The sequence below is a fragment of the Novosphingobium sp. fls2-241-R2A-195 genome (assembly GCF_030209485.1).
GTDB classification, from domain to species: Bacteria; Pseudomonadota; Alphaproteobacteria; order Sphingomonadales; family Sphingomonadaceae; genus Novosphingobium; species Novosphingobium resinovorum.
Genome location: NZ_JARVRY010000013.1, coordinates 47,703 through 73,208 on the forward strand (window position 1 = coordinate 47,703; position 25,506 = coordinate 73,208).

Here is a 25,506-nt window from a genome sequence, read left to right on the forward strand (position 1 = left end):
CTCCTGAGGGCATACTCCCCGCGCCCATGGCGCTCGACGCTCCCCTTGTTGCGGTGCTTGTTTCCGCCTTTGCCATGACGGCAATCGTGGGCGTCCGTTATCTCCTCACGTCCGGCCTGTTCGCCTGGATCACTGCGCGAGTGCGGCCCGGCCATTACAAGGGCTTGGACCGCCAGATCCGCGGCGAGATCGCATGGTCGCTCGCCTCGGCCGCGATCTACGGCATTCCCTCAGGCGTCGTCGCATGGGGCTGGCGCGAGCATGGCTGGACGCGCATCTATACCGATGTGCACGACCGGCCGCTCTGGTGGCTGCCGGTTTCGGTGCTCGTCTACCTTTTGCTCCACGACACGTGGTTCTATTGGACCCATCGCTGGATGCACCGGCCACGGGTATTCCGCATCGCCCATGCCGTCCATCACGCCAGCCGCCCGCCGACGGCATGGGCGGCGATGAGCTTCCATCCCGTCGAGGCATTGACCGGGGCCGTGGTGATCCCGGCACTGGTGCTGCTCGTGCCGATCCACGTCGGCGCGCTGGGCGTGGTGCTGACGATCATGACGGTGATGGGGATCACCAATCACATGGGCTGGGAGATGTTTCCCCGTGCCCTCGTTCATTCGCCGCTCGGGCGCTGGCTCATTACCGCCAGCCATCACCAACGGCACCATGAAAGCTATCGATGCAACTACGGCCTCTATTTCCGCCACTGGGACCATCTGTGCGGCACCGATGCCGGACTGTCACAGGCGTTCTCGCGGCCCTAAGCCTGGTCGTATTGCTGGCCGGGGCGACGGCGCCGCAGAACACGGACGTGTCGGTTTCGGTGACGGACATGCGCTCGGCAAAGGGGCAGGTGCTGGCCTGCCTGACGACGCGGCCCGATGCTTTTCCCGATTGCGAGAAGGACCCGCAGGCCCGCAAGCTGACGGTCCCGGCGGCAAGCGACCTCCATTTGGACTTCGGCGCGGTGCCGCAGGGCCGCTATGCAGTGTCGCTGATTCACGACGAGAACGGCAACGGCAAGCTCGACACCCGGCTGATGATCCCGCGCGAAGGCTACGGCTTTTCACGCGACGCGCCGGTGCGCATGGGACCGCCGAAGTTCGCGCAGGCCGCGTTCGATGTCGCGGGGGAACCTGTCCGCCTGGCGATCCGGATGCGATATCTGCTCTGACCGACTTGCCCCCGCCACCGCCGCGCCTTACGCCTGAAGTGTGAGACGGGAAGAGGACAGGATCGAGGAGGCCGTCGAAAAGACGGTCGAGGTGGCAACGGCGGACCTCGTGCCGCCTCCGCCGACGGGCGCGTTCTCGCCTTTTCGCTATCCGGTGTTCCGCGCGATCTGGACCGCCAACTTGTTCTCGAACCTCGGCGGCACGCTGCAGGGCGTTGCGGCCGCCTGGATGATGACCGAGCTGACCGCCTCGCACCAGCTCGTCGCGCTGGTGCAGGCATCGGCGACGGTTCCGATCATGCTGTTCGGCGTCTTCGCGGGCGCCATCGCCGACAACTATGACCGCCGCCTCGTCATGCTGACCGCGCAAGTGGGGATGCTGGTGGTCTCGGCCGCGCTGGCGGCGATGGCCTACGCGCACATGCTGACGCCGTTCCTGCTGCTGGCCTTCACGCTGAGCGTCGGCATCGGCACTGCGCTGAACTCCCCGGCATGGCAGGCCTCGGTGCGCCAGCAGGTGGAGCCGCGCGAGCTGCCGCAGGCGATCGCGCTCAACTCGATCTCCTTCAACATCGCCCGTTCGGTCGGCCCGGCGCTGGGCGGATTGCTGATTTCCATTTGGGACGTATCGTTCGCCTTCGCTTTCAATGCGATAAGCTACATCGGCCTGATCGGCGTGCTGCTGTGGTGGAAGCCGCCGCCGCGCCAGATCGAGCGCCGCCCGATCCTGCCCGCCGTGGGCGTCGGCATCCGTTACTGCGCCACCAACCCGCAGCTACGCCGCATTCTGGCGCGCTGCTTCGCGCTCGGGTTCAGCCTTGCCGCCTACCAGTCGCTGCTGCCGACCGTGGTGAACGGCCCGATCCATGGCGATGAGCTGGACTACGGGTTGATGCTCGGCCTGTTCGGCATCGGCTCGATCACCGCCGCCCCGCTGACCGGGCCGATCCGCCGCAGGATCGGGCTCGAGGGCATTCTCGCGATGGGCGCGGCGATGTTCGTGTTCTCGCTGTCGCTGATCGCCGAGGTGGACCGCATCGCCTACGCCCTGCCCGCCGCCTTCGTATCGGGCATGGCCTGGGTGATGATCCTCACCACGCTGAATACGGCAGTGCAGCTGCGTTCCCCGGACGCGATCCTCGGCCGCTGCCTGTCGATATACCAGGCGGTGACCTTCGGCGGCATGGCGCTGGGATCGTGGACCTGGGGCATGCTGGCCGACTGGAAGGACCTGCCCTTCGCCCTGCATGCCGGATCGATCTTCCTGATCGTCTCCTTCGTGGCCCTGCGCATCCTCGCCCCGCTGCCCAAGCCGGGCGAGGGAATCGTCAAGCAGGCCTGATGATTCCGGCAAGCTCCACGGGCGCAACTTAATCCTTATTACACCAAGTTGCGCCAGAACCGGCCCTCTACAGGGGCGAGTCGGGATTCGACATGGACAGTTTACACGGCGAGTTTTCGGGTGAAGGCGATTCCGAAGGGGACGACGTCACCGCCGCCGCCCCGGTCGCCAAGCCGGGCAACGACGAGCGCCGCATGCAGGTGCGGGCCTACAATTTCTGGGCGAGCCTGCTGGGGGAGAAGACCTTCCCCGACATCGCCGATCTCGATCCCGCCAACTTGCCCGATTTCGGCCCGCGCAGCGTCCTACTCGATTTCACGGACGGGATCGAAGATCCCGCCATCGCCTATGTCGGCGCGATGCTGGTGCAGGAGTGCGACGCGCAAGGGACGATCCGTCGCCTTGCCGATGTGCCCAGCGGCTCGCTGCTCTCCCGCATCACCGACCACTACATGCAGATCCTCGCCAATGAGGCGCCGATCGGGTTCGAGGCCGAGTACGTCAACCCGCAGGGCATGACGGTGCTCTATCGCGGCATCCTGATGCCCTTTTCGCGCGACGGGCGGCGGATCGACTACATCTACGGCGTCATCAACTGGAAGGAGAGCGCCGAGCCGCTGCCTCCCCGCCGCCAGTCGAGCGACGACGAAGAGGAAAGCCGCCCCGCCATGCTGCGTGCACCCGAACCGCTGACCGACTGGGCGGACGGGCCTGCGGATTTCGGCAGTGGCGACTTCTCACTCCCCGCGATCGATGCCTATACCCCGATGGAGCTGCCGAGCCCCGGCTTCTCCTTCGAGGTCGAGCCGACCTCCTTCGTCGATCACGAGATGGGCCTCGCCGACTGGCTCGCTTCCGCGCGCGAACTGGCGCTGCTGGCCCGGCGCAGCGAGGAACGCTCGCACCAGGCGCTCTACGACGCGATCGGCCGCGCCCACGACTTCGCGCTGGCGGCGCGGGATGCCCCGGAAGATCTCGCCGAACTGATCGAGGATGCGGGGCTGAAAGCGCAGGAACGCGCGCCGCTGTTGCCGCTGGTCAAGCTCGTGTTCGGCGCCGACTATGACAAGACCCGCCTGACCGGGTTCGCCACCGTCATCGCCCATGCCGGACGGATCGGCCTCGCGGTCGGCACGCTCTCCGCGCATCTCGCGGCGACGCCCGGCGGCGTGAAGGCGCTGGTCCGCGAGGAACGCCGCCTGCGCCGCGAGGAAGCGGGGAGCGTCCCCGCGAATGCCCGTGAACGCCTCGCCAGCGAACTGCGCGCGATCGAGGCACGCCCGCTGGCGGAACTCGATGGGAGCGGCGAGGAATTCACCGTGCTCGTTGCGCGGCGGCTGCCCGGCGGGGAGATCGTGCTGGTCGGCGAAGTCAGCGACGACGAAGCGCTGCTGCAACGTGCGGCGCGGCGGTTGCTGGGCTGAACCACCCTCGTCATTGCGAGCGTAGCGAAGCAATCCAGGGCAACACTACGCCGCCCTGGATTGCTTCGCTACGCTCGCAATGACGAAAGAGGCGTGGGCCTCGACACCTCCACCCCAACCGTGCATGCATGCGGCTTCATCGCCGGTTAAGCCCCCGGGGTCCCCAAGAGAACCGATGCCCAAGCTGCGACTACCTGCCCTGCTGTTCGCGATTCCCGCGCTGCTCGGGGCCTGCGCCGCTTCCGCCTCCGCCCAGTCGATCCTGCGCGATGCCGAAACCGAAGCGCTGCTGCGCGACATGGCCGCGCCGCTGGTCAAGGCCTCGGGCCTGAGGCCGGGCGACGTCGACATCGTCCTCGTCAACGATTCCTCGGTCAATGCCTTCGTCGCGGGCGGGCAGGCGGTCTACGTCAATTCCGGGCTCATCGACGAGGCGGACACCGCCGCCGAAGTGCAGGGCGTGGTCGCGCACGAACTCGGCCACGTGACCGGCGGCCATGCGGTGCTCAACATGGGCGGCAAGGGCGCGACCAATATCTCGCTGCTCTCGCTCCTGCTCGGCGCGGCGGCGGCGGCTGCGGGCGGCGGCGAGGCGGCGATGGGCGTCATCATGGCCGGCCAGCAGGCGGCGATGGGCAAGTACCTCGCCTATAACCGCTCGCAGGAAGCCTCGGCCGACGCGGCGGGCGCGCAGTATCTGTCGAAGGCCGGGATCAGCGGGCGCGGCTCGATCGCCTTCTTCGAGAAGCTCCAGAACATGGAGTTCCGCTACGGCTACCGCCCCAAGGACGGCGACGAGTTCTACTCCAGCCACCCCCTTACCGGCGACCGCATCGCCACGCTCAAGGATACCTACGAGAAGGACGCCGCCTGGGAAAAGCCGGACGACGCGGCGATCCAGAAACGCTTCCTGCGCGCCAAGGCCAAGCTCTTCGGTTTCCTCGCCGAGCCTTATCAGGTCCTGCGCAAGTACCCGATGACCGACAACTCGGTCCCCGCTCGTTACGCCCGCGCCTATGCCTTCCATCGCGAATCGAAGTTCGCCGAGGCCCGCGCCGAAACCGAGGCGCTGATCACCACCGATCCGAACGATCCCTATTTCCTGGAACTCGACGGCCAGATCCTGCTCGAGGCGGGCAAGCCGGCCGAAGCGCTGCCGATGCTGCGCAAGGCCAACACGATTTCCGGCAACACGCCGCTGATCGCCACCCTTTTCGGACACGCCCTGATGGCGACCGAGGACCGGGCGAACTACAAGGAAGCGCAGGAAGTCCTCAAGACCGCCGCCGCGCGCGACCGGGAAAACCCCTTTACCTGGTATCAGCTGGGCATGATCTACGCCGCCAACGGCGACATGCCCCGCGCCTACCTCGCCAGCGCCGAGCAGCAGGTGCTTTCCGACCGCATGGAGGAAGCGCTGCGCAGCGCCCAGGCGGCCGAAGCGGGCCTCCCGCAAGGCTCGCCCGACTGGATCCGCGCGCAGGACATCGAGATGCAGGCACGTGCCGAACTGGAACGCGACAAGAAGCGGCGCTAGATGGCTTCGAAATGCTCCCCTTTATCCCCCACCCTTTCGTCATTGCGAGCGCAGCGAAGCAATCCAGGGCGGTTTGCGCTGCCCTGGATTGCTTCGCTGCGCCCGCAATGACGAAGTGTTGTCAGAAACAGGCGTCGGCCGAGTTGGCTGCCCCCAAGCACTACGGAAACGTTCTGGAATCATGAGTACAGCCGGCAAGTTCGCAATGGGCATCGTGGGACTGGCCGTCGTCGGCGGCGCAGGCTGGTACGGCGGCCGCATCGCCGTGCAGCACGTGGTCCACGACTATATCCTCGAAAACCCCGAAATCCTGCCACAAGCCATGGACGAACTGCGCCGCCGCGAGGCCGCCAAGGCGCTCGGCGGAGTCCGTCAGGCGGTCGAGACGCCCTTCCCCGGCGCCGTGCTCGGCAATCCGAACGGCAAGGTCACGCTGGTCGAGTTCTCCGACTATGCCTGCGGTTACTGCCGCCAGAGCCTGCCCGACGTCGCCCAGCTGATCGCGAAGAACCCGGACCTGCGGATCGTCGTGCGCGAACTGCCGATCATCAGCCCGCACAGCCCCGATGCCGCGAAGATGGCCCTGGCCGCCGCCGAGCAAGGCAAGTACGCCCAGTTCCATGATGCCATGTACAAGGCCGGGCAGGTCGATGCGCCCACCATCGAGGCAGTCGCCAAGTCCATCGGCCTCGACATGGACCGCGCCCGCCGCATCGCCGCCAGCCCGACGGTGGAGGCCGAGCTTGGTCGCAGCATGGAAATGGCCCAGCGCCTCGGCTTCTCCGGCACCCCCAGCTGGATCGCGGGCGACAAGCTCATTCCCGGCGCGGTCGGCTTCGATCAGTTGTCGGAAGCCGTGAAGGCCGCACGTGGCGCATGATTTGAAACCTTTGCAAGATCGTCTAGGCTCTTCCGCATGAGCGTCCTGCCGATCCAGCCCATCCCCTTCTTCGCCAACAAGGACCGCGCGTTCTGGCGCCTGCAGCTGATCGGCTGGGGCGGCGCACTGATCCTGCGCTCGATGTCGTTGCTGGCCAACAACCTGCCGCTGACCGCGCTGGTACAGCCCGTCATCGCCACCATCACCGGCTTCTCCATCTCGCTGGTGCTCTCCGTGATCTACCGCACGCTCATCAGGAAGCGGGCGCTGGTCACGTGGGGCCTGACGGTACTGGCGCTGCCGGTAGCGGTGGCGCTGCATGCGTTCATCGACGGCTGGGTCATTTCTCTATGGCGGGTCGATGCCGACACCAGTTTCGCGCAGATCTTCGTGGGCGTGTTCTACCTCGACGCGACGCTGCTCGGCGCCTGGACTGCGCTCTATTACATGGTGAACTTCTACCTTCAGGTCGAAGAGCAGAACGACCAGCTGATCCGGCTGGAGAACCAGGCCACCAGCGCCCAGCTGGCGATGCTGCGCTACCAGCTGAACCCGCATTTCCTGTTCAACACGCTGAACTCGATCTCGACGCTGGTGCTGCTCAAGCAGACCGAGCCAGCCAACGCGATGCTGTCGCGCCTGTCGTCGTTCCTGCGCTATACGCTCATCAACAAGCCCTCCGCGCGCGTCACCGTGGAGCAGGAGGTCGAGACCCTCCAGCTCTACCTCGACATCGAGCGGATGCGCTTCGAGGAACGACTGCGCACCACCTTCAACATCGATGCTGCCACTACAGCCGGGCTGCTGCCCTCGCTGCTGCTCCAGCCGCTGGTCGAGAATGCGATCAAGTACGCCGTCAGCCAGCAGGAAGCCGGGGCCGAGATCACCGTCGACACGCAACTCATCGGGCCGATGCTTCGCATCACCGTCTCGGACACCGGGCCGGGCTTGCAAAGTCCCACGACCGACAACAGGCTATCGGGCATGACCTACGATGGAGGGGAGCCGGTTTCCACCGGCGTGGGATTGTCCAACATCCGCGACCGCCTGTCGCAGGCCTATGGCGAGAACCACCGTTTTGAAACGATCGAACCGCTGGAAGGCGGCTTCGCAGTCGTGATAGAACTCCCTTTCGAGCGCCGCGAAACCACCGAGGACATGTCCGAACCAGCGCGTCAGCCCGTTCAGATGGCGCGATGAAACAATCTGGCCCCGTGCGCGTTAGCCGCACCGGAGAAAAGCACCTATGACAATCCGCACGATTCTTGTCGACGACGAGAAACTCGCAATCCAGGGTCTGCAACTGCGGCTCGAGAAGTACCCCGACGTCGAGATCATCGACACTTGCGCGAACGGGCGCGAGGCGATCCGCAAGATCAAGACCGAGAAGCCAGACCTCGTCTTCCTCGACATCCAGATGCCCGGCTTCGACGGTTTCTCCGTCGTGAAGGGCGTGATGGAGATCGAACCGCCGCTGTTCGTCTTCGTCACCGCCTACCAGGAACACGCCGTCCGCGCCTTCGAGGCGAACGCGGTGAACTACCTGATGAAGCCGGTCGACGAGAGCAAGCTGGACGACACCCTCGCCCGTGTGCGCCAGCGCCTTTCCGAAAAGCGCAGTTCCGAGGAAGCGGAGAAGCTCAAGACCGTCCTCGCGGAAGTCGCCCCCGACGCGGTGGATCACATGCCCGAGGAAACCGACCCCAACGCCGACCGCTACGAAAAACTCATCAACATCAAGGATCGCGGCCAGATCTTCCGGATCGACGTGGACTCGATCGAGCACATCGAAGCCGCCGGCGACTACATGTGCATCCGCACCGCAGACAACTCGCTGATCCTGCGCGAGACGATGAAGGACCTCGAACGCCGCCTCGACCCGCGCGTGTTCCAGCGCGTGCATCGCTCGACGATCGTGAATCTCAATCAGGTGCGTCAGGTGAAGCCGCATACGAACGGCGAATGCTTCCTCGTGCTCGATTCGGGCGCGCAGGTGAAGGTTTCGCGTTCATATCGGGACGTGATCGCGCGGTTCGTTCACTGAGAATTGAAGGGTAGAAGCAGGGGAGCATAGCCCCCCTGCACCCCCAGTACCGTCGTCGTCGTGCACGCCGCTTCGTGGGGTGCTGACCTCAACCTTCGTCATTGCGAGCGTAGCGAAGCAATCCAGGGCGGCCTTCAACTGCTCTGGATTGCTTCGCTACGCTCGCAATGACGAAATGAGTTGGAGGCGCCGCAGGCTATGTGATCTCCCATCCATCACCCCAGACGCCGCTGCACGCGCGACGACGACAGTTCCGGGGTCTGGGGCAATGGCCCCAGGACTTCCCTTTTCTTCACTCGACAACCTGCAGATAAAGCGCAAATAACCCGGCCATGACCCAGTTCGCGCTTCCGGCTTTCGACCTTACCGCATTCGTCACCGCCACCCTGGCCGAAGACCTTGGCGAAGGTCTTCCCGGCGGCGGCCGTGACGTCACTTCGGAAAGCGTGATCGACGCCGACGCGAGGTTCTCCGGCGTGATGGATTCGCGCGATGCGATCACCGTCGCGGGCCTGCCAATCGCAGCGGCGTTCTTCCGCCAGCTCGACCCGGCGATGGAGATCGAGATTCTCATCGAGGAAGGCGCGCGGGTCGCTCCCGGAACGCAGTTGATGCGCCTGACCGGCAACGCCCGCGGCATGCTGACGGCTGAGCGCAGCGCGCTCAACACCGTGCAGCACCTGTCGGGCATCGCCACGATGACCCGCGAGTACGTGGACGCCATGGCCGGGCACGCGACCCTGCTCGACACCCGCAAGACGATCCCCGGCCTGCGCCATTTGGAGAAGTACGCAACCCGCATGGGCGGCGCGCAGAACCACCGCATGGGCCTGTGGGACGCGGCGATGATCAAGGACAATCACGTCCTTGTCGCCGGCGGTGTCGGCCCGGCGGTGGCCCGGGCGAAGGCGGCGGGCGTGGCGCAGATCATCTGCGAGGTCGACCACCTCGACCAGATCGAGCCGGCCATCGCGGCAGGCGCCCATCACCTGCTGCTCGACAACATGGGACCGGACGTGCTGCGCGAGGCCGTCGCGCTGGTGGCGGGCCGGGTGCCCACCGAGGCATCGGGCGGCGTCAACCTCAGGACCATCGGCGCGATTGCCGCCAGCGGCGTCAGGTACGTATCGGTGGGCCGCCTGACCCAGAGCGCCCCTGCCGCCGACATCGGGCTGGACTTCACGCCCCTGTGAGCCGGGTCGTAAAGCTGGCGGCCGCCTTCATAGCGGCGCTGACCGTGCTTCCGGCTCCGGCGCTGGCACAGGCCTACCAATGCTCCGTCCCGCGCCAGATTGCGCCGGTGAAGCCACTGACACCGGATGGCCCGATACGCCGCACGGCGATCGCGGGCTACACGCTGTCCGCCAGCTGGTCGCCCGACCACTGCAAGACCAGCGGCGATACCCGCTCGATGCAGTGCAACCGCGCCAGTGGCCGCTTCGGCTTCATTCTGCATGGCCTTTGGCCTGAAGCGGCGCGCGGTCCTTCCCCGCAATGGTGCGGGGCGCAGACCGTACCGTCGCCGCAGGTCCTGCGCGAGAACTTGTGCATGACGCCCTCGCCCGGCCTGCTCGTGCACGAGTGGGCGAAACACGGCAGTTGCATGGTCGCCAGCCCGCAGAAGTATTTCCGCGTCAGTGCGATCCTGTGGCGCTCGATCCACTGGCCCGACGCCGATCGACTCTCCCGCAGGCGCGACCTCACGGTGGGCGACCTGCGCGAGGAATTCGTCGCGGCGAATCGGGGCTGGCCGCGCGAGGCGGTGGGGGTCCAGATCAGTCGCACCGGATGGCTGCGCGAGGTTCAGCTTTGCTACGGCAAGGATTTCCGCCCAGCGCGGTGCGGGGCGCGGCAGTTTGGTCCGGCCGATTCAGCTCCGCTGAAGATCTGGCGCGGGTTATAAACGTCGTCCCGGACTTGATCCGGGACGACGTTTATCGTTTGGCCCGGAAGAACCCGCGCAGCATCTCCGCCGCCTGCGCCTCGCCGATCCCCGCATAGACCTCGGGCCGGTGCAGGCACTGCGGGTGCTCGAAGACCCGCGCGCCATGCTCCACCGCGCCGCCCTTGGGATCGGACGCACCGTAATAGACCCGCGCGATCCGGGCCTGAGCGATCGCCCCGGCGCACATCGCGCAGGGCTCCAGGGTTACCCACAGCTCGCACCCTTCCAGCCGTTCGTTACCGAGAAGCCGAGCAGCCGCGCGAATCGCCTCGATCTCGGCATGGCTGGTGGGGTCGTGGCGTTCGCGCGGGGCGTTGCGGCCGGTGGCGATCACACGGCCGTCCTTGACGATCACCGCGCCGATGGGCACTTCGCCGGAATCGGCAGCAGCCTGCGCCTCCTGCAGGGCAAGCGCCATGGGTTCGGGAAGAGGCCAGCGAGTCATTCGTCCGCGCTAGCCCTTCAAAAACCTGTGTGCAACTTGACCTTGGGTAGGGGAATCGGTAAGGGCGCGCCTTCCCGTACTTAACGGCAAGCAATTTTCGAGCGAGAAAGACTATGTCCCGCATCTGCGAACTGACTGGCAAGGGCCGCCAGGTTGGCTGCAACGTCAGCCACGCGAACAACAAGACCAAGCGCGTCTTCCTGCCCAACCTCCAGAACGTCACCCTGATGTCGGAAGGTCTGGACCGCAGCTTCAAGTTCCGCGTCTCGACGCACGGCCTGCGTTCGGTCGAGCACAACGGTGGCCTCGACAACTGGCTGCTGAAGACCTCGGACGCCAAGCTGTCGCCGCGCGCCGCCAAGGTGAAGCGCGACCTCAAGAAGACCCAGGCCGCCTGATTGCCTGCTCCTCCTGACGGGGGAGCGCATCGGGAATACGGGTTTTGAAAAAGCGTGCGAAGCTCTGCTTCGCGCGCTTTTTCGCGTTCTATTTGGATTCTTACTTCGGCCAGGGCAACTGCTTCGGATCGACCGAAAGCTTCCACAGCAGGGTGCGCTGAAGCACCCGCATCGCATTGTCGTCCGACATCAGCCACACGGTGATTCGTCCGTCAGGCCGGGGCACCGCCGCGATCGCCTCGAAATTGTCGACCGGCAGAACGGAAGCTAGCGAGGCAAGAGGCACCGAGTGCCAGACCTTGCCCGGCCGGATCAGGGCGGTGTCGGCAATGACGATCCGCCCGGCGAATCGCATCGGCAACGGCCAGATAAGCCGTCGCATCAGGATCAGTGCACGTCCGTCGGGTAGTAGAGTCATGTCGACGACCGAAAAGTTGTCTGGCCCATCGAAGAAAAACTTCCGGGGATTCGGATGCTCGATCGGATCGCCCGAGAACAGCACCGCTTCGTGGAGACGAGGTTCACCCAACGAAGGCGGTATCTCCCGGATCGCGACGAATCGCCCGTCCGGAAGGCGGGTCATGGCTTCGGCACCGGTATTGATGCCCCACAAAGCCATGGCGCGGGGAGCGACCTGGTCCGTTTCTTTCAGGATCGGGGAAAGCCGGACAATTCTATTGCTGCCCTCAAGCGCGGCCCAATAGCGACCGGTGGCAGGATCGGTCGCGACGGATTCGACGTCCCGACCCGCTTTTTCCTCTCCGGAAGAACTGAACATCAGCCACAAAGCTCGCGCTTTTACCGACCGTTCGCCAGGAGGGGCGAAGTAAAGAGCCCCGCCTGCATCGCTAAAGGCAAGAAGCCTCCCGCCCGGCTTCGCCACAAGGGCCGAATAGCCCGCTACCCTGGGATTCTTCGATCGATATTGCCAGGCTGATTCCATTCGGAATGGACCGAGGTAACGTGCAAGGATCTTATTTGACGGCAGGACCTGTCGCTCGACTTCCAGGCCCGCTATCGGGGTATGCCCGCCCGGCGGCACGGCCGTCCGCCCCCAGGTCACCCATAAAAGCGGAACGGCGAGGGCCAGGAGGGGAATGCTGCGGCGCACCAAGCGTGCTTAGGTCATCTTTGCGGAATGGCAACCGGCCGTTCGACGATCAAGTCATCGGCCCTGTGAACAACAGCGGATCCAGCCGCACGTCATTCCATTTGATCGACCAGTGCAGGTGCGGCCCAGTGGCGCGGCCGGTCATGCCGATGCGGCCGATTATCTGCCCTTGCTTCACATGCTCGCCTTCCTTCACGAGGATTTCGGAGCAGTGCAGGAACGCGCTGTTGAGGCCCATGCCATGGTCGAGCATCAGCAGGTTGCCTTCCAAGGTGAAGGGTTTCTCCGCCGCCAGAATCACGACGCCGTCCGCCGGAGCCACGAAGGTCGCCCCGCTGCCGCCCGGTGCGAGGTCCAGGCCGGAGTGATAAGCACCGGGCTCTCCGCGATAAATGCGCTGCGAGCCGAAGCGGCCGGAAATGCGCGCCTTGATCGGCCAGACGAAGCGCTGCCGCCAGCCTTGCGCGTCATTGACGAGGGCACGCGCCGCCTCGATCCGCGCAAGTTCGGGGCGACGCAGCGCCATGAACGCCTCGGATGGACCGCCGGGCTTGCGGGGGATGTTGACGTTCTCGATCTGCCACGCGCGCGGCGCCACGGAGAGACGCTGCTCGCCGAGCGTGCCGTTGGAATAGGATATGCGCAGTACCGCCTGAGGCCCGGCATCGCGGTCGAAGGCGACGAACCAGCCACCGTCAGGCGCCACCTTCACCGGATTGCCGTCCAGCGAGAGCGAGCGCACTCCGGCGGGCAAAGTCCCGCGCAGCCAGCCGCCTTGCGTCAATTCGCCAACGAACGGGAGGGTCACGGCGCGCGGCGGCGCGGCCGGGGCCACCGGCGCTACGGGCTGTGCGGCGCGCAGGGCCACAAGCGGCAGCGACACGGCCGCAGCGACCGCGATCACCGCCAGCGATACGAGCCCCTTCACGCGGCGCGTCATGGTGGCGGGCTCAGACCTGTCCGAGGAGACGTTTCGTCGCGATCTCGGCGGTCGCGTAGGCTTCCTGGCGCTCGACGCTCCAGTAACGGAGGGTTTCGAGCGAAATCTGCTCGCCGGTTACGGCGCACGTGACGTAGTGGCCCGGGCTGAGCACGCGAAAGCCGTTCGGGCCGTAAGCGAGCTTGGCGGGGCGGTCTGCGGAGGACATCAACATGGGCCTGATCCTAGCAGAGCCGCCGCCTCAGAACAAATCGCCCTGTCGTGGTGGGCTTGAAGACTGTCGCGCGGGCTTGGCCGGTGCTGGCCGCGGCGTGGCGGCCTCGGTGCCCTCTCGCGTGGTGACCGGCAGTTCGCCGTCGCGGAACTCTATCACCAGACTGCCCTCGCGCTCCGCCGCTTCGCGCGTGGTCAGCGCGGCGCCCGAAGAGGACTTCACCAGCGCGTAACCGCGCTGCAGCGGCAGGCGCGGGTCAAGCTGTGGCAGCACCCGGTTGACCGGGGCGAGGGCGTCGCGCGCCAGTGTCCAGCGCCGTTCGAGCAGGCGCGGCGTGAGGCCGATGCGCGCCAGCCGCTCGTCACAGACCTGCACGCGGTGGCGCAGCAGCGGCAGCGACAGACGGCCCGCGACCTGTTGCAGCGAACGCCCCTTGGCGGTGGCGCGGTCCTGCAGGCCCCGGCGCAGGCGTTCGGACAATTCGTCCAGCTTCTGGGCCTTGGCGGCGAGGATCGCCTCGGGTTTGGGCAGGCGCTGGACACGCGCCTCAAGCCGCTCGCGGCCGAGCACCACCGGGCGCAGCGCGCAGCGGCGCATCCGCAAGCCCATCTCGTCGATCTGGTTCACCAGTTCGGCACGCACCGGCACCGCCATTTCCGCAGCGGCGGTGGGCGTCGGCGCGCGGCGGTCGGCGGCATGGTCGCACAAGGTCGTGTCGGTCTCGTGCCCGACCGCCGAGATCACGGGGATCGTCGAATCGGCGACGGCGCGCACGACGATCTCTTCGTTGAAGCTCCACAAGTCCTCGATCGAACCGCCGCCGCGCGCGACGATCACGAGGTCGGGGCGGGGAACCGGCCCGCCGGGCTCGATGGCCGAGAAGCCGCGCACCGCGTTCGCCACTTGCGCCGCCGCGCCCTCGCCCTGCACCAGCACCGGCCAGACCAGCACCCGGCTGGGGAAGCGGTCGGCCAGACGGTGGAGGATGTCGCGGATCACCGCGCCGGTGGGCGAGGTGACGACGCCGATCACTTGCGGCAGATAGGGCAGCGGCCGCTTGCGTTCAGGCGCGAACAAGCCCTCGGCGGCGAGGCGGGCGCGCAGTTTTTCGAGCAGCGCCAGCAGCGCGCCTTCGCCCGCGATCTCCATCGTCTCGATGACGATCTGGTATTTCGAGCGGCCGGGATAGGTCGTCAGCTTGCCGGTGGCGATGACCTCGACGCCATCCTCGGGGCGGAAGGCGAGGCGCTGGGCGCCGCCTTTCCACATCACCCCGTCGATCACCGCCTTGTCGTCCTTGAGCGCGCAGTAGAGGTGCCCGGAGGCCGCGCGCTTCACGCCCGACAGTTCGCCGCGCAGGCGCACGAAGCCGAAGCGGTCCTCCACCGTGCGCTTGAGGAGATTCGAAATCTCGCTGATCGAGAGCGGCGCGGCGTTGTCCCCGGCCGACTCCTTCGCTACCAGCCCCCCCGAACGACCGTCGTTGTAATCATCGTCGTAGAATTGATCGGAAGGCACGGGAAATGAACATCCTGCTACTGGGCTCGGGCGGCCGCGAACATGCGCTGGCCTGGAAGCTGGCGCAATCCCCGCGCTGCGATACCCTGTGGGCCGCCCCCGGCAACCCCGGCATTTCGGGCCTCGCGACGTGCATCGACCTCGACGCGACCGACCACGCCGCCGTGCTGGCCTTCTGCGAGGTGAACGTCATCGGCCTCGTCGTCATCGGCCCCGAGGCGCCGCTGGTGGACGGCCTTGCCGACTCGCTGCGCGGCGAAGGCTTCGCGGTGTTCGGCCCCAGCAAGGCAGCGGCGCAGCTCGAAGGCTCCAAGGGCTTCACCAAGGACTTGTGCGCCCGCGCCAATATCCCGACCGGCGGCTACGAGCGCGTCTCCAGCGAAGCGGCCGCAATGGCCGCACTGGCCAGGTTCGGCGCCCCCGTCGTCATCAAGGCCGATGGCCTCGCGGCGGGCAAGGGCGTCACCGTGGCGATGACCATGGACGAGGCCGAAGCCGCCGTGCGCGACATCTTCGCCGGGCGCTTCGGTGAAGCGGGCGCGGAAGCGGTGATCGAGGAATTCCTCGAGGGCGAGGAAGCCAGCTTCTTCGCGCTGACCGACGGCTCCACCATCGTCCCCTTCGCCTCGGCGCAGGACCACAAGCGCGTCGGCGACGGCGATACCGGCCCCAACACCGGCGGCATGGGCGCCTACAGCCCGGCCAAGGTGCTCACCCCCGAACTGCAGGCCGAGGCGATGACGAAGATCATCGCGCCGACCGTGCGCACCCTCGCCAACGAGGGCATGCCCTATTCCGGCGTGCTGTTCCTCGGCCTGATGCTGACCGCCAAGGGGCCGCAGTTGATCGAGTACAACTGCCGTTTCGGTGACCCGGAATGCCAGGTCATCATGATGCGGCTCGAATCGGACCTCGTCGAACTGCTGCACGCCTGCGCCGAGAACCGTCTTGCCGCGATCGAGCCGCCGCGCTTCTCGGACGACGTCGCGCTGACGGTGGTGATGGCCGCCGACGGCTACCCCGGCACCCCGGCCAAGGGCGGCGCGATCCGCAACGTGGCCGAGGCCGAGGCGGAGGGCGCCAAAGTCTTCCACGCCGGCACCGCGCTGAAGGACGGCGAACTGGTCGCCAGCGGCGGGCGCGTGCTGGCAGTCACCGCCCGTGCGGGTAGCGTGACCGAAGCGCAGGCCAAGGCGTATGCTGCCGTCGATGCCATCGACTTCTCCACCGGCTTCACCCGCCGCGACATCGGCTGGCGCGAAGTGGCGCGCGAAAAGAGCCATGCTTAAGCACGCCGACCCGATCCTGAAGCTGTGCCTCGCGCTCGGCGCCCTGATGGGCGGGGCGGGCGTGGGGTACTACTACGGCATCTACCTGCCCGCGCAGGACATCCACCAGCAGACGCTGGCGATGGCGGAGAAGCAGTCGAAGGCCGCCGAGCAATCGCGCGCACTGGCCGAACGCGCGCGGCGGGAACAGGAGGCCCAGGCGGCCTACGACCAATGCACGGATCTGGCCGAAAGCGCTTATCGCCAGCGCTGGACGCAGGCCTGCCAGGCGATGCACGACGCCGACCAGGCCGCCTTCGACGACTGCGCCGACGACCTGTTCAGCACCCGCAGCGGCTGCCTCGCCAAGCACCCGATCCGCCCGGCGCAGGACTGCGCGCTGCCTTCGCAGGCGGCGCAGTCGCTGTCGGCGGCGCGGGATCAGAGGAAGGCGCAGTGCGCGGGCCAGTTGCAGGCAGCGCAGCGGAGTGGGCAGTAAAACGTCGTCCCGGACTTGATCCGGGACCGCTAGCCGTGAACAGCCTTGCCATCGACGGGGCGCCTCGGCGATGGCCCTAGCCTAAAGACAGCCACCGGTCCCGGATCAAGTCCGGGACGACGGTTCCACCTCGCCGTCCACCAGCAGCTTGACCACCATCGCCAGCCGCTTGGCATCCTCGCGTGCCAGATGTTCCTTGGGGAGCAGGCGCTTCGCCTCTTCCAGCGCGGCGACCACCTGTGGGCGCGAATAGCCGCCGTCCTTGAGGAATTCGCCGAGGTAGTACACCGGAAACGGCAACTTCGCGCCCACCGCCTGACACAGCACTTCGAGCCAGAATTCGTCGAGATCGGCGTCCGCATAGACCGGGCACCCGGCCACGAATTCGGCCATTTCCGCCAGAACCTGCGCGGGTGGCAGGCCCTCGTCGTCGAGCATCTGCCGGCTGATGCCGTGCAGCGCCTCGGCCTCGTCCGACCAGTCCCAGTAGCGCCAGGCCTCGGCGGGCTTGATGAGCCAGGCCCGGTTCGAGCCGTCGATCCGCGCCACCGCGACTTCGATGGGATAGGACTGCCCATATTCGGGCAGGCAGCTCGCTTCGAAGTCGATCAGCGCGGGACAGCTCAAACCGGGTATCTCCTTACATACGTGCAGCGACGAAGTCCGCGAGGTCACACTCAGGACGTGCGCCGTAGTGCGAGATGATCTCGCTCGCGCAGATTGCGCCCATCTTGAGGCTTTCCTCAAGCCCCTTGCCGCGCACGTGGCCGTAGAGGAAGCCCGCCGCGAACAGGTCGCCCGCGCCGGTGGTGTCGACCACGCGCTCGATCGGCTGCGCGGCAACTTCGGCACGCTCGCCGCCCGAGAGCGCCACGGCGCCCTCGGCGCCCTTGGTGACGACCAGCACCGCAACCTTGGCCGCCAGCATCGCGATGCCGTCCTCGAACGAAGACAGGCCGGTCAGCGTCGCCAGCTCGGTCTCGTTGCAGAAGAGGAGGTCGATCAGGCCATCGTCGATCAGCGACAGGAAATCGCCGCGGTGCATATCGATGATGAACGATTCCGACGGCGTGAAGGCGATCTTGCGGCCGGCGGCGCGCGCCGCCGCGATCGCCTTGCGCATCGCCGCGCGCGGCTCGACCGGGTCCCACAGGTAGCCTTCGAGGTAGAGCACGGCCGCCTCGGCGATCGTCGCGTCGGCCACCATGTCGGCGGACAGCAGGTGCGAGGCGCCGAGGAAGGTGTTCATCGTGCGCTGGCCATCGGCGGTGACGAAGATCAGGCAACGCGCGGTCGGCGTCTCGCCGGCGCGGGCGGGAACGTCGAACTCGATGCCACCGGCGCGGATGTCATGAGTGAAGACCTCGCCCAGCTGGTCGTCGGCGACCTGGCCGATGAAGCCGCACTTGGCGCCCAGCGCGGCGAGGCCCGCCAACGTGTTGGCGGCCGACCCGCCCGAGACTTCGCGGGCCGGGCCCATCGCGTCATAGAGGGTGCGGGCCTGATCGCCGTCGATCAGCTGCATGCCGCCGCGCACCAGGCCGAGTTCCTCGATCTGCGCGTCCGAGCAGTTGCCGATGACGTCGATGATGGCGTTGCCGATGGCGATGACGTCCAGACGGGGTTGCGTCATGGGGTGGGTAAGTCCTTCAGTGGAGGCCGGAAACAGGTCCGGGAATTTCGATTGCCCGAGCGACTAGCGCGCGGCCGGATGCGCTGCAAGGTGACGCAGGTTTACACGGTTGACACGGTCCAGAGGGAAAAGGTGTCACCTTGCGGCGATTTTGAGCCATTTCGGGCCCGAAAGTGTCACCTTGTAAGCCCCGATGTGTCACCTTGTGCCGCAAAGGTGTCACCTTGTGCAGGCGATGTGTCACCTTGCAGGCGCAAAGTGTAACCTTGCGCGCGGCGCAAGTTGACAGGTGTGGCATGGGGGAAATCCGAAACATGGCGTCAGGATACCCGGGCCCCGCACTTGTAGGAAAGCCGCCGTTCCCCGCAGGTGCAAGCGCTCCGGGCGCTGGCCCGTTGACTCGGCCGCGCCGCCGGGCGATGCCGCAGGCGATCATGAGCACGACGTCTTCCCCCCTGCAGCCCCGCTTCCTTCTTCCGCTCGGTGCGGCTGCGCTGGCGCTTGCCCTGTCGGCCTGTTCGTCGACCGGCGGCAGCGTGGCGAGCACGCCCGCGCCGCCACCCGGCAAACGGATCAAGGGCGTCCCCGTCACCCGCCAGCCGACCCGCGCCGCACCGCGCGACGCCGCCGTGCAGATGGCGCCGGGCCTCGAAGGCGTGATCGGCGCCAACCAGGGCCAGCTCACCCGCATGTTCGGGGAGCCCCGCCTCGACGTGTGGGAAGGTGACGCGCGCAAGCTGCAGTTCACCGGCACCGCCTGCGTGCTCGACGTGTTCCTCTATCCCAGCACGACGTCGAAAGAGCCGCACGCCACCTACGTGGAAACGCGGCGTTCCTCGGACGGGCAGAACGTGGACCGGGCGGCGTGCGTGGCGGCGCTGCGACAGAGGTGAGGATCGGTTCTGCCGATGCCCTTATTCGTGAAGTGTTTCAGGGCTACCCCGGGATTGGGTGGTGACTTGCGATCACCCCACCCTGACCGCTCAGGCTGATTTGGGTGGAAAGTGTACTTTTCCCGATAGGCTTCGTCATCCTGAACTTGTTTCAGGATCCATCGGGCGGTTGGTGCCGGTGATATTGAGTCGCAAACTGCTATCTCGGTTTGCTGATCGGGAACCTGAACTATCGGCTTGATGGACCCTGAAACAAGTTCAGGGTGACGGTGGGTTTGGGTGGATAGTTGCCGCTCCGCCGAAGCGTTACTGCTTCCTCGAGCGCTTGATTGCTGATGTGAACAGGCTGACCGAGACGATTGCGAGCGCAAGGCCGAGCATCGACCCAAATGCGCCCATGGTCGCTTGGGCAAATAAGGCCAGAACAAAAGCTAAGCAGCCCGCTGTGACCGAAACGCTAATTGGATAATTGTCTAAACCTCGCATGCCGCACACATGCCAGTGGCATCAAACGGCCGCAATGGGGCGTAAGCCGCCACAATTGCATCAACCCACCCGGATCGGCGGCAGCACGTCCAGCCCCGCATCCCCAGCCTCGTCCACAAGCCCTTCCGGGTCGGGATGGATCAGGATCTCGGTGCCGGGAAATTCCGCCTTCAGCCGCGCTTCCAGAGCATCCATCACCTTGTGCGCCTCGCGCACGGTCATGTTCGCGTCGACCCAGACGTGGAACTGCACGAAATCGCGGTTACCCGACGTGCGCGTGCGCAAGTCGTGGACGCCGGTGATGTCGGGGTTGCGGGCGAGCACCTCGAGGAAGCGCTCCTTCTTTTCCGCCGGCCACTCGTGGTCCATCAGCTGGTCGAGCACCTCCTCGGACGCCTTCCAGGCGCCCCAGGCCAGCCACAGCGCGATGCCGAGGCCAAACAGTGGGTCCGCGCCCGAAACGCCGAGGTACTGGTCGATCACCAGCGCCGCGATCACCGCGACGTTGAGCAGCAGGTCCGACTGATAATGCACGCTGTCGGTCGCGATCGCGAGGCTGCCGGTCCGGCGGATCACATGGCGCTGCCAGGCGATCAGCGCGAACGTCACCACGATCGCCGCCAGCGAGACGCCGATGCCGGTGCCCGCCGCCTCGACCCTTGCGCCCGCGAAGAAATCCTCCACCGCCCGCGCGGCGATGCCCAGCGCCGAGATCGAGATCAGCACGATCTGGAACAGCGCCGCGATCGCCTCGGCCTTGCCATGACCGAAGCGGTGCTTGTCGTCGGGCGGGTGTGCGGCGATCCACACGCCCAGCAAGGTCGCCACGCTGGCGACGAGGTCAAGCGCGGTGTCGGCCAGGCTCCCCAGCATCGCGGTGGAGCCGGTGGACCATGCCGCCCAGCCCTTGATCGCGATCAGCAACGTTGCCGCGCCGATGCTGGCGAAGGCTGCGCTGCGGTTCAGAGCGCCCCAAGAGGCCGAGGCGTCGCTCACGGGTAGAGGAGGCTGCTGGCCCAGCCGTCCGGGCCATGCTCGAAGCGGCGGCGCTCGTGGAGGCGATAGGGGCGGTCGTGCCAGAACTCCATCGCCTGCGGGCGCACGCGCCAGCCGCCCCAGTGCGCGGGACGCTCGACCTCGCCGCCCTCGAAGCGGGCACGCACGTCCTCATAGCGGGCGAGGAAGGTTTCACGCGAATCGAGCGGGGCGGACTGGTCGGACGCCACTGCGCCGAGCTGCGAGTCGCGGGCGCGCGAATGGAAATAGGCCTCGGCCTCGGCCTCGCTGACGGGCGAGAGCGTGCCTTCGATGCGGATCTGGCGGCGCAGGCTCTTCCAGTGGAACAGCAGCGCGACCTGCGGGTTGGCGGCGATCTCCTGCCCCTTGCGGCTGTGGCCATTGGTGTAGAACACGAAGCCTGAGGTGTCGTAGCCCTTCAGCAGCACCATGCGCACCGAGGGCTGGCCGTCCGGCGTCGCGGTGGCGAGCGCCATTGCGTTGGAATCGTTGGGTTCCGTCTCGCGCGCTTCATCGTACCACTGCGTGAACAGCGCGAAGGGATCGCCATGCGGGATAACCTCGCGGGCGTCGGTTTCGGAAGGATGCGCTATGGTCACTGTGCGAATTCCTGCGTTTCGAGATGGGAACCCTTGCGCGGATGCCCGGTTGCACGGGAGATGGCCTTGATCGCGGACAAGTCTCCTGTGCGAACTAGGGAACGCAAACGTTCCGCGCAACCTGCGAGAGCGCTTGTCCAAACCCGCCACGCAACCTAGCTAGGGGCATCATGGCAGCAGATCCCTATACCACCCTTGGCGTGCCCCGCGGTGCGAGCGAAAAGGACATCAAGTCCGCCTACCGCAAGCTGGCGAAGGAACTCCACCCCGACACCAACAAGGACAACCCGGCGGCGGCCGCGCGCTTCAACGACGTGACGCGCGCCTACGACCTGCTGTCCGACAAGACCAAGCGCGCCCAGTTCGACCGGGGCGAGATCGACGCCGAGGGCAACCCGGCCAGCCCCTTCGGCGGCGGCTTCGGCGGAGGCGGCTATGGCGGCGGTCCCGGCGGCCAGCGCGGCTTTGGCGGCGGCTTCGGAGCCGAGGAAGGGATCGACCTCGAAGACATCTTCGGCGGCATCTTCGGCGGCGGCGGTGCGCGCGGCGGTATGGGCGGCATGGGCGGCGGTCGCCGCGCCGCGCCCAAGGGCGCCAACGTGAACTACCGCCTTGCCGTGCCGCTGACCGACGCGGCGGAACTCAAGCCCCAGCGCATCACCCTGTCCGACGGCAAGACCATCGACCTCAAGCTGCCTGCGGGCGTCGAGGACGGCACCCAGATGCGCCTTGCGGGCAAGGGCGAGCCCGGCCCCGGCGGCAATGGCGATGCCACCGTCACCGTCCACATCCAGCCGCACGCCTTCTTCCGGCGCGACGGTGACGACTTGCGCCTCGACCTGCCGATCACGCTGGACGAAGCGCTGCTCGGCGCCAAGGTCAAGGCGCCGACGCCTTCGGGGGCGGTGATGCTTTCGGTTCCGGCGGGCTCCAGCTCGGGCAAGGCGCTGCGTCTCAAGGGACGCGGGATGACGCGCAAGGACGGCACGCGCGGCGACCAGTTGATCACCCTGCAGATCACGTTGCCCGAGGGGGACGCAGACCTCGCCGCCCGCCTCGAAGGCTGGCATGACAGCCGCGACGTGCGCGGGAAGTTTGGCGTCTGATCCTGACCATGAGGCGCTGAGCAAAAAGCTGCGGCGCAAGGCGGGACCGGGCACCCGGACCTTCCGCGTAATCGGCCGCGTCGTGTCGGGCACCTGGGACGACGGGTTCATCCATGCGGGCAACCTTGCCTACATGAGCCTGCTGTCGCTGTTCCCCTTCTTCATCGCGCTGGCCGCGATCCTCTCGGCGCTGGGCGAGCAGGACCAGATGGGCGCCTCGATCGACACCATCCTGCGCGCCCTGCCTCCGCGCGTGGGCGACGTGCTGCGCCCGGTGGCCCACGACGTCGCCGCCGCGCGCCATGGCTGGCTGCTGTGGATCGGCGGCTTCCTCGGCATGTGGACCTCTGGCAGCCTGATCGAGACCATCCGCGACATTCTCCACCGCGCCTACGACGCGAAGAAGCGCCACCGCTTCTGGCGATCCCGGCTGGTGTCGAGCGCGGTGATTTTCGGCTCGGTGCTGCTGCTGCTGATCTCACTGTCCTCGCAAGTGCTGCTCTCGACCGCCGAGACGGTGCTGGCGACGCTGTTCCCCAGGCTCGACAGCCTCTCCGAGCAAATGGCGCTCACTACGGCGATGAGCGGAGGCGGCATTTTCGTCTCGATCTATCTGCTGTTCTATCTGCTCACCCCTTCGGCATACCAGAAGCGGCGCTACCGCAAATGGCCCGGAGCGGCGTTCGTCACGCTATGGTGGCTGCTGGTCGCCTGGGCGCTGCCGAAAGTGTTGCAGAGTTTCCTCATGTACGATTTGACGTACGGAAGCCTCGCCGGAGTGATGATCGCGCTTTTCTTTTTCTGGCTTGTCGGCTTAGGGATGGTCATAGGCGCGGAGTTGAACGCGGCGCTCGCGCAGGCGAACGAGGGTACAGGTGTCCCCGTGGAATTCGGCGCGGGTTCCGGCCCGGCGAACGGGCCCAACGATTAAAGTGGTTACAGGAAGAAACGAATGACCGGTCTGATGCACGGCAAGAGGGGGCTCATCATGGGCCTCGCCAACGACAAGTCGCTGGCCTGGGGTATCGCGAAGAAGCTGCACGAACAGGGGGCCGAACTGGCCTTCGCCTATCAGGGCGAGGCGCTGGCCAAGCGGGTGAGGCCGCTGGCGGAAAGCCTCGGCTCCGATTTCCTCATCGACTGCGACGTGTCGAACATGGACGCGATCGACACCGCCTTCGCCACTCTGGCGGAGCGCTGGGAGACGATCGACTTCGTGGTCCACGCCATCGGCTTCTCGGACAAGAACGAGCTGCGCGGCAAGTATGTCGACACCAGCCTCGACAACTTCCTGATGACGATGAACATCTCGGCCTACTCGCTGGTCGCCGTGACCAAGCGCGCGATGGCGATGATGCCGAATGGCGGCTCGATCCTGACGCTGACGTACTACGGCGCCGAGAAGGTCGTGCCGCACTACAACGTCATGGGCGTGGCCAAGGCGGCGCTCGAGGCCTCGGTGAAGTACCTCGCCAACGACCTCGGCCCGCAAGGCATCCGCGTCAACGCGATCTCGGCCGGCCCGATCAAGACGCTGGCCGCCAGCGGCATCGGCGACTTCCGCTACATCCTCAAGTGGAACGAGCTGAACTCGCCGCTGCGCCGCAACACCACGATCGAGGACGTGGGCGGCTCGGGCCTGTACTTCCTGTCGGACTTGTCCTCGGGCGTGACCGGCGAGACGCATCATGTGGACTCGGGTTACCACCTCGTCGGCATGAAGCAGGAAGACGCACCGGATATCGCGCTGGCCTGAGGGCTGGACGATCCGTTGAAATTAAAAAGGCCGGGGCTGATGCTCCGGCCTTTTCCATTTTCGTCGTCCCGGACTTGATCCGGGACCGGTGGCTGTCTTTAGAAGTAAGCGATAGGCAAGGCACCCTGCCGTGGGCCGGGTCGGTCTCGGCCAGCGGTCCCGGATCAAGTCCGGGACGACGAAGTCTCAGCGAACCTCCGCCGCCTTGGCCGGAGCGATCACGTCCACCTTCACCTTCTCCGGCGTGCCGGCCTTCACGAACAGTTGCCATGACGAGACCGCCAGCACCGCCGCCAGCAGCGGCTGCAGCACTTTGTCCGGCGCGCGGGAGGACAGGTAGCTGCCCACCACCACGCCCGGAATCGAGCCGATCAGCAGGTTGGTCAGCAGCGTTCCGTTGACGTCACCCATGATCCAGTGCCCGGTGCCCGCGATCAGCGTCAGCGGCACGGCATGGGCAATGTCCGACCCGACGATGCGCGCCACCGGCAGGCGGGGATAGAGCACGAAGAGCACGGTGACCCCGATCGCTCCCGCCCCCACCGAGGACACCGAAACGGCCACACCGATCAGCGCACCCAGGGCGATCGTGCCGCCGAGTTCCACCATCGGCGAACGCTGTGCGGCGCCGTCATGGGCATGGCGGAACAGCCACTTGCGCCCGATGACCGCGAGCGAAGTCAGCGCCAGAAGGCAGGCCAGCGAGAGGAGAATGACGTGCTCCGTGGACTTGCCGACCGAACCCATCCGGGCCATCACCAGCAATGTCACCACGGCGGCGGGCACGCTGCCCATGGCCATGCGGCGCACGATCTTCCACTCCACGCTCTCGCGCGAGCCGTGAACCGCCGATCCGGCGATCTTGGTCACGGCGGCGAACAGCAGGTCGGTGCCCACCGCCGTCTTGGCGCTGACGCCGAACAGCAGCACCAGCAGCGGCGTCATCAGCGAGCCGCCGCCCACCCCGGTCAATCCGACCAGCAGACCGACGAGCAGCCCCGCGATGGCATGGAAAAAATCGATCGAACCCGTCACGCCCATCGCGAACCCGTATCCTTGCCTGGCTTATGTTGTCGGGCGCCGTTCCAGCCGGTTTGCCCGCCCAAGACAAGCGGAATTCGGGTTTCAGGGGGTGAAGAGGGGCTTGTGAGGCGTCTGCCCCAGCAAAACCGGAACCCTCCTCAACTCGTCATTGCGAGCGTAGCGAAGCAATCCAGGGGAGTATGAAACCGCTCTGGATTGCTTCGCTACGCTCGCAATGACGAAGGTCTGGC

General features: G+C 66.5%; 27 protein-coding genes. 17 read left to right on the plus strand and 10 right to left on the minus strand.

What is annotated here, in order from left to right; translation table 11 throughout:
* The first annotated feature begins 26 nt into the window (after positions 1-26).
* The 10 genes from QRN25_RS11080 to QRN25_RS11125 all read left to right on the plus strand — a co-directional run bounded on the left by QRN25_RS11080 (position 27) and on the right by QRN25_RS11125 (position 10,307).
* Positions 27-767 (plus strand): sterol desaturase family protein, encoded by a 741-nt coding sequence (locus QRN25_RS11080; protein WP_271182651.1) that lies wholly within the window; start codon positions 27-29, stop codon positions 765-767.
* A 68-nt stretch (positions 768-835) separates the two neighbouring features.
* On the plus strand, positions 836-1,177 hold the full coding sequence (locus tag QRN25_RS11085; RefSeq protein ID WP_231958230.1) for a DUF2141 domain-containing protein: 342 nt from the start codon (positions 836-838) through the stop codon (positions 1,175-1,177).
* Between the two features lie 40 nt (positions 1,178-1,217).
* The gene (locus QRN25_RS11090; RefSeq protein ID WP_271182650.1) at positions 1,218-2,519 is read left to right on the plus strand and encodes an MFS transporter; all 1,302 of its coding nucleotides are present in this window, start codon (positions 1,218-1,220) and stop codon (positions 2,517-2,519) included.
* Between the two features lie 92 nt (positions 2,520-2,611).
* Entirely contained in the window at positions 2,612-3,943 is a 1,332-nt protein-coding gene (locus QRN25_RS11095) for a PAS domain-containing protein (RefSeq protein WP_285019600.1), read from the plus strand.
* Positions 3,944-4,118: 175 nt separating this feature from the next.
* Positions 4,119-5,480: a M48 family metalloprotease gene (locus QRN25_RS11100; protein WP_271182648.1), complete on the plus strand. Its 1,362-nt coding sequence runs from the start codon at positions 4,119-4,121 to the stop codon at positions 5,478-5,480.
* Positions 5,481-5,661: 181 nt separating this feature from the next.
* On the plus strand, positions 5,662-6,360 hold the full coding sequence (locus QRN25_RS11105; RefSeq protein WP_248006054.1) for a DsbA family protein: 699 nt from the start codon (positions 5,662-5,664) through the stop codon (positions 6,358-6,360).
* 36 nt (positions 6,361-6,396) lie between these two features.
* Positions 6,397-7,560 (plus strand): sensor histidine kinase, encoded by a 1,164-nt coding sequence (locus tag QRN25_RS11110; protein WP_271182647.1) that lies wholly within the window; start codon positions 6,397-6,399, stop codon positions 7,558-7,560.
* Positions 7,561-7,606: 46 nt separating this feature from the next.
* A complete protein-coding gene (locus tag QRN25_RS11115) occupies positions 7,607-8,404 on the plus strand; it encodes a LytR/AlgR family response regulator transcription factor (protein WP_271182646.1) in 798 nt (265 codons plus the stop codon).
* 332 nt (positions 8,405-8,736) lie between these two features.
* A complete protein-coding gene (gene nadC / locus QRN25_RS11120; protein ID WP_271182645.1) occupies positions 8,737-9,597 on the plus strand; it encodes a carboxylating nicotinate-nucleotide diphosphorylase in 861 nt (286 codons plus the stop codon).
* Positions 9,594-10,307, plus strand: coding sequence for a ribonuclease T2 family protein (locus QRN25_RS11125; protein ID WP_285019603.1), 714 nt, complete (start codon positions 9,594-9,596; stop codon positions 10,305-10,307). Before nadC ends, QRN25_RS11125 begins: the two co-directional genes overlap by 4 nt.
* Before the next feature lie 31 nt (positions 10,308-10,338).
* Here QRN25_RS11125 and QRN25_RS11130 read toward each other — a convergent pair whose 3' ends face one another.
* Positions 10,339-10,794, minus strand: a complete 456-nt coding sequence (locus QRN25_RS11130) for a nucleoside deaminase (protein WP_271182642.1) — start codon at positions 10,792-10,794, stop codon at positions 10,339-10,341.
* 113 nt (positions 10,795-10,907) lie between these two features.
* Between QRN25_RS11130 and rpmB the strand changes: the two genes are divergently transcribed.
* Positions 10,908-11,192, plus strand: a complete 285-nt coding sequence (gene rpmB, locus QRN25_RS11135; protein WP_008831830.1) for a 50S ribosomal protein L28 — start codon at positions 10,908-10,910, stop codon at positions 11,190-11,192.
* A 100-nt stretch (positions 11,193-11,292) separates the two neighbouring features.
* Here rpmB and QRN25_RS11140 read toward each other — a convergent pair whose 3' ends face one another.
* From QRN25_RS11140 to xseA, 4 genes are read right to left on the minus strand one after another with little or no spacing between them, the layout of a single operon-like run.
* Complete coding sequence (locus QRN25_RS11140; protein ID WP_285019606.1) at positions 11,293-12,303, minus strand: esterase-like activity of phytase family protein; 1,011 nt, start codon at positions 12,301-12,303, stop codon at positions 11,293-11,295.
* Positions 12,304-12,352: 49 nt separating this feature from the next.
* Complete coding sequence (locus tag QRN25_RS11145; RefSeq protein ID WP_271182641.1) at positions 12,353-13,243, minus strand: M23 family metallopeptidase; 891 nt, start codon at positions 13,241-13,243, stop codon at positions 12,353-12,355.
* Between the two features lie 10 nt (positions 13,244-13,253).
* Positions 13,254-13,457: a DUF2093 domain-containing protein gene (locus QRN25_RS11150; RefSeq protein WP_008830887.1), complete on the minus strand. Its 204-nt coding sequence runs from the start codon at positions 13,455-13,457 to the stop codon at positions 13,254-13,256.
* A 27-nt stretch (positions 13,458-13,484) separates the two neighbouring features.
* Entirely contained in the window at positions 13,485-14,975 is a 1,491-nt protein-coding gene (xseA, locus tag QRN25_RS11155; RefSeq protein WP_271182640.1) for an exodeoxyribonuclease VII large subunit, read from the minus strand.
* A 5-nt stretch (positions 14,976-14,980) separates the two neighbouring features.
* Between xseA and purD the strand changes: the two genes are divergently transcribed.
* A complete protein-coding gene (purD, locus tag QRN25_RS11160) occupies positions 14,981-16,264 on the plus strand; it encodes a phosphoribosylamine--glycine ligase (RefSeq protein ID WP_271182639.1) in 1,284 nt (427 codons plus the stop codon).
* Complete coding sequence (locus QRN25_RS11165; protein ID WP_271182638.1) at positions 16,257-16,742, plus strand: hypothetical protein; 486 nt, start codon at positions 16,257-16,259, stop codon at positions 16,740-16,742. The genes purD and QRN25_RS11165 overlap by 8 nt, the downstream gene beginning before the upstream one ends.
* Positions 16,743-16,847: 105 nt before the next feature.
* Here QRN25_RS11165 and QRN25_RS11170 read toward each other — a convergent pair whose 3' ends face one another.
* Together QRN25_RS11170 and QRN25_RS11175 are read right to left on the minus strand one after the other, a co-directional pair.
* Positions 16,848-17,369 carry a 3'-5' exonuclease gene (locus QRN25_RS11170; protein WP_271182637.1) on the minus strand — a complete coding sequence of 174 codons (522 nt, stop codon included), beginning with the start codon at positions 17,367-17,369 and terminating at the stop codon, positions 16,848-16,850.
* 13 nt (positions 17,370-17,382) lie between these two features.
* Entirely contained in the window at positions 17,383-18,375 is a 993-nt protein-coding gene (locus QRN25_RS11175) for an adenosine kinase (RefSeq protein ID WP_008830882.1), read from the minus strand.
* 434 nt (positions 18,376-18,809) lie between these two features.
* Between QRN25_RS11175 and QRN25_RS11180 the strand changes: the two genes are divergently transcribed.
* Positions 18,810-19,268 carry a hypothetical protein gene (locus QRN25_RS11180; protein WP_271182709.1) on the plus strand — a complete coding sequence of 153 codons (459 nt, stop codon included), beginning with the start codon at positions 18,810-18,812 and terminating at the stop codon, positions 19,266-19,268.
* Between the two features lie 546 nt (positions 19,269-19,814).
* On the opposite strand, the gene QRN25_RS11185 is transcribed toward QRN25_RS11180, so the two are convergent.
* Both QRN25_RS11185 and pdxH read right to left on the minus strand, forming a co-directional pair.
* On the minus strand, positions 19,815-20,750 hold the full coding sequence (locus QRN25_RS11185; protein WP_271182635.1) for a cation diffusion facilitator family transporter: 936 nt from the start codon (positions 20,748-20,750) through the stop codon (positions 19,815-19,817).
* The gene (pdxH, locus tag QRN25_RS11190; protein ID WP_271182634.1) at positions 20,747-21,370 is read right to left on the minus strand and encodes a pyridoxamine 5'-phosphate oxidase; all 624 of its coding nucleotides are present in this window, start codon (positions 21,368-21,370) and stop codon (positions 20,747-20,749) included. The genes QRN25_RS11185 and pdxH overlap by 4 nt, the downstream gene beginning before the upstream one ends.
* Before the next feature lie 170 nt (positions 21,371-21,540).
* On the opposite strand from pdxH, the gene QRN25_RS11195 reads away from it, so the two are divergent.
* From QRN25_RS11195 to fabI, 3 genes are read left to right on the plus strand one after another with little or no spacing between them, the layout of a single operon-like run.
* The gene (locus QRN25_RS11195) at positions 21,541-22,476 is read left to right on the plus strand and encodes a DnaJ C-terminal domain-containing protein (protein WP_271182633.1); all 936 of its coding nucleotides are present in this window, start codon (positions 21,541-21,543) and stop codon (positions 22,474-22,476) included.
* Complete coding sequence (locus QRN25_RS11200) at positions 22,466-23,407, plus strand: YihY/virulence factor BrkB family protein (protein WP_271182632.1); 942 nt, start codon at positions 22,466-22,468, stop codon at positions 23,405-23,407. The genes QRN25_RS11195 and QRN25_RS11200 overlap by 11 nt, the downstream gene beginning before the upstream one ends.
* Before the next feature lie 21 nt (positions 23,408-23,428).
* Complete coding sequence (gene fabI / locus QRN25_RS11205; protein ID WP_036525594.1) at positions 23,429-24,232, plus strand: enoyl-ACP reductase FabI; 804 nt, start codon at positions 23,429-23,431, stop codon at positions 24,230-24,232.
* A gap of 186 nt (positions 24,233-24,418) precedes the next feature.
* On the opposite strand, the gene QRN25_RS11210 is transcribed toward fabI, so the two are convergent.
* Positions 24,419-25,273, minus strand: coding sequence for a sulfite exporter TauE/SafE family protein (locus QRN25_RS11210; RefSeq protein ID WP_271182631.1), 855 nt, complete (start codon positions 25,271-25,273; stop codon positions 24,419-24,421).
* Positions 25,274-25,506: the final 233 nt, after the last annotated feature.

Bases quoted from the DNA above. Each gene is read 5' to 3' on its own strand.
- QRN25_RS11110 (WP_271182647.1), top strand. From the start codon at position 6,397: ATGAGCGTCCTGCCGATCCAGCCCATCCCCTTCTTCGCCAACAAGGAC.
- QRN25_RS11115 (WP_271182646.1), top strand. From the start codon at position 7,607: ATGACAATCCGCACGATTCTTGTCGACGACGAGAAACTCGCAATCCAG.
- QRN25_RS11105 (WP_248006054.1), top strand. From the start codon at position 5,662: ATGAGTACAGCCGGCAAGTTCGCAATGGGCATCGTGGGACTGGCCGTC.
- QRN25_RS11165 (WP_271182638.1), top strand. From the start codon at position 16,257: ATGCTTAAGCACGCCGACCCGATCCTGAAGCTGTGCCTCGCGCTCGGC.
- QRN25_RS11210 (WP_271182631.1), bottom strand. From the start codon at position 25,273: ATGGGCGTGACGGGTTCGATCGATTTTTTCCATGCCATCGCGGGGCTG.
- QRN25_RS11195 (WP_271182633.1), top strand. From the start codon at position 21,541: ATGGCAGCAGATCCCTATACCACCCTTGGCGTGCCCCGCGGTGCGAGC.
- QRN25_RS11130 (WP_271182642.1), bottom strand. From the start codon at position 10,794: ATGACTCGCTGGCCTCTTCCCGAACCCATGGCGCTTGCCCTGCAGGAG.
- QRN25_RS11100 (WP_271182648.1), top strand. From the start codon at position 4,119: ATGCCCAAGCTGCGACTACCTGCCCTGCTGTTCGCGATTCCCGCGCTG.
- QRN25_RS11095 (WP_285019600.1), top strand. From the start codon at position 2,612: ATGGACAGTTTACACGGCGAGTTTTCGGGTGAAGGCGATTCCGAAGGG.
- QRN25_RS11145 (WP_271182641.1), bottom strand. From the start codon at position 13,243: ATGACGCGCCGCGTGAAGGGGCTCGTATCGCTGGCGGTGATCGCGGTC.
- rpmB (WP_008831830.1), top strand. From the start codon at position 10,908: ATGTCCCGCATCTGCGAACTGACTGGCAAGGGCCGCCAGGTTGGCTGC.
- fabI (WP_036525594.1), top strand. From the start codon at position 23,429: ATGACCGGTCTGATGCACGGCAAGAGGGGGCTCATCATGGGCCTCGCC.
- QRN25_RS11175 (WP_008830882.1), bottom strand. From the start codon at position 18,375: ATGACGCAACCCCGTCTGGACGTCATCGCCATCGGCAACGCCATCATC.
- QRN25_RS11180 (WP_271182709.1), top strand. From the start codon at position 18,810: ATGAGCACGACGTCTTCCCCCCTGCAGCCCCGCTTCCTTCTTCCGCTC.
- purD (WP_271182639.1), top strand. From the start codon at position 14,981: ATGAACATCCTGCTACTGGGCTCGGGCGGCCGCGAACATGCGCTGGCC.
- QRN25_RS11085 (WP_231958230.1), top strand. From the start codon at position 836: ATGCGCTCGGCAAAGGGGCAGGTGCTGGCCTGCCTGACGACGCGGCCC.
- nadC (WP_271182645.1), top strand. From the start codon at position 8,737: ATGACCCAGTTCGCGCTTCCGGCTTTCGACCTTACCGCATTCGTCACC.
- QRN25_RS11150 (WP_008830887.1), bottom strand. From the start codon at position 13,457: ATGTTGATGTCCTCCGCAGACCGCCCCGCCAAGCTCGCTTACGGCCCG.
- QRN25_RS11080 (WP_271182651.1), top strand. From the start codon at position 27: ATGGCGCTCGACGCTCCCCTTGTTGCGGTGCTTGTTTCCGCCTTTGCC.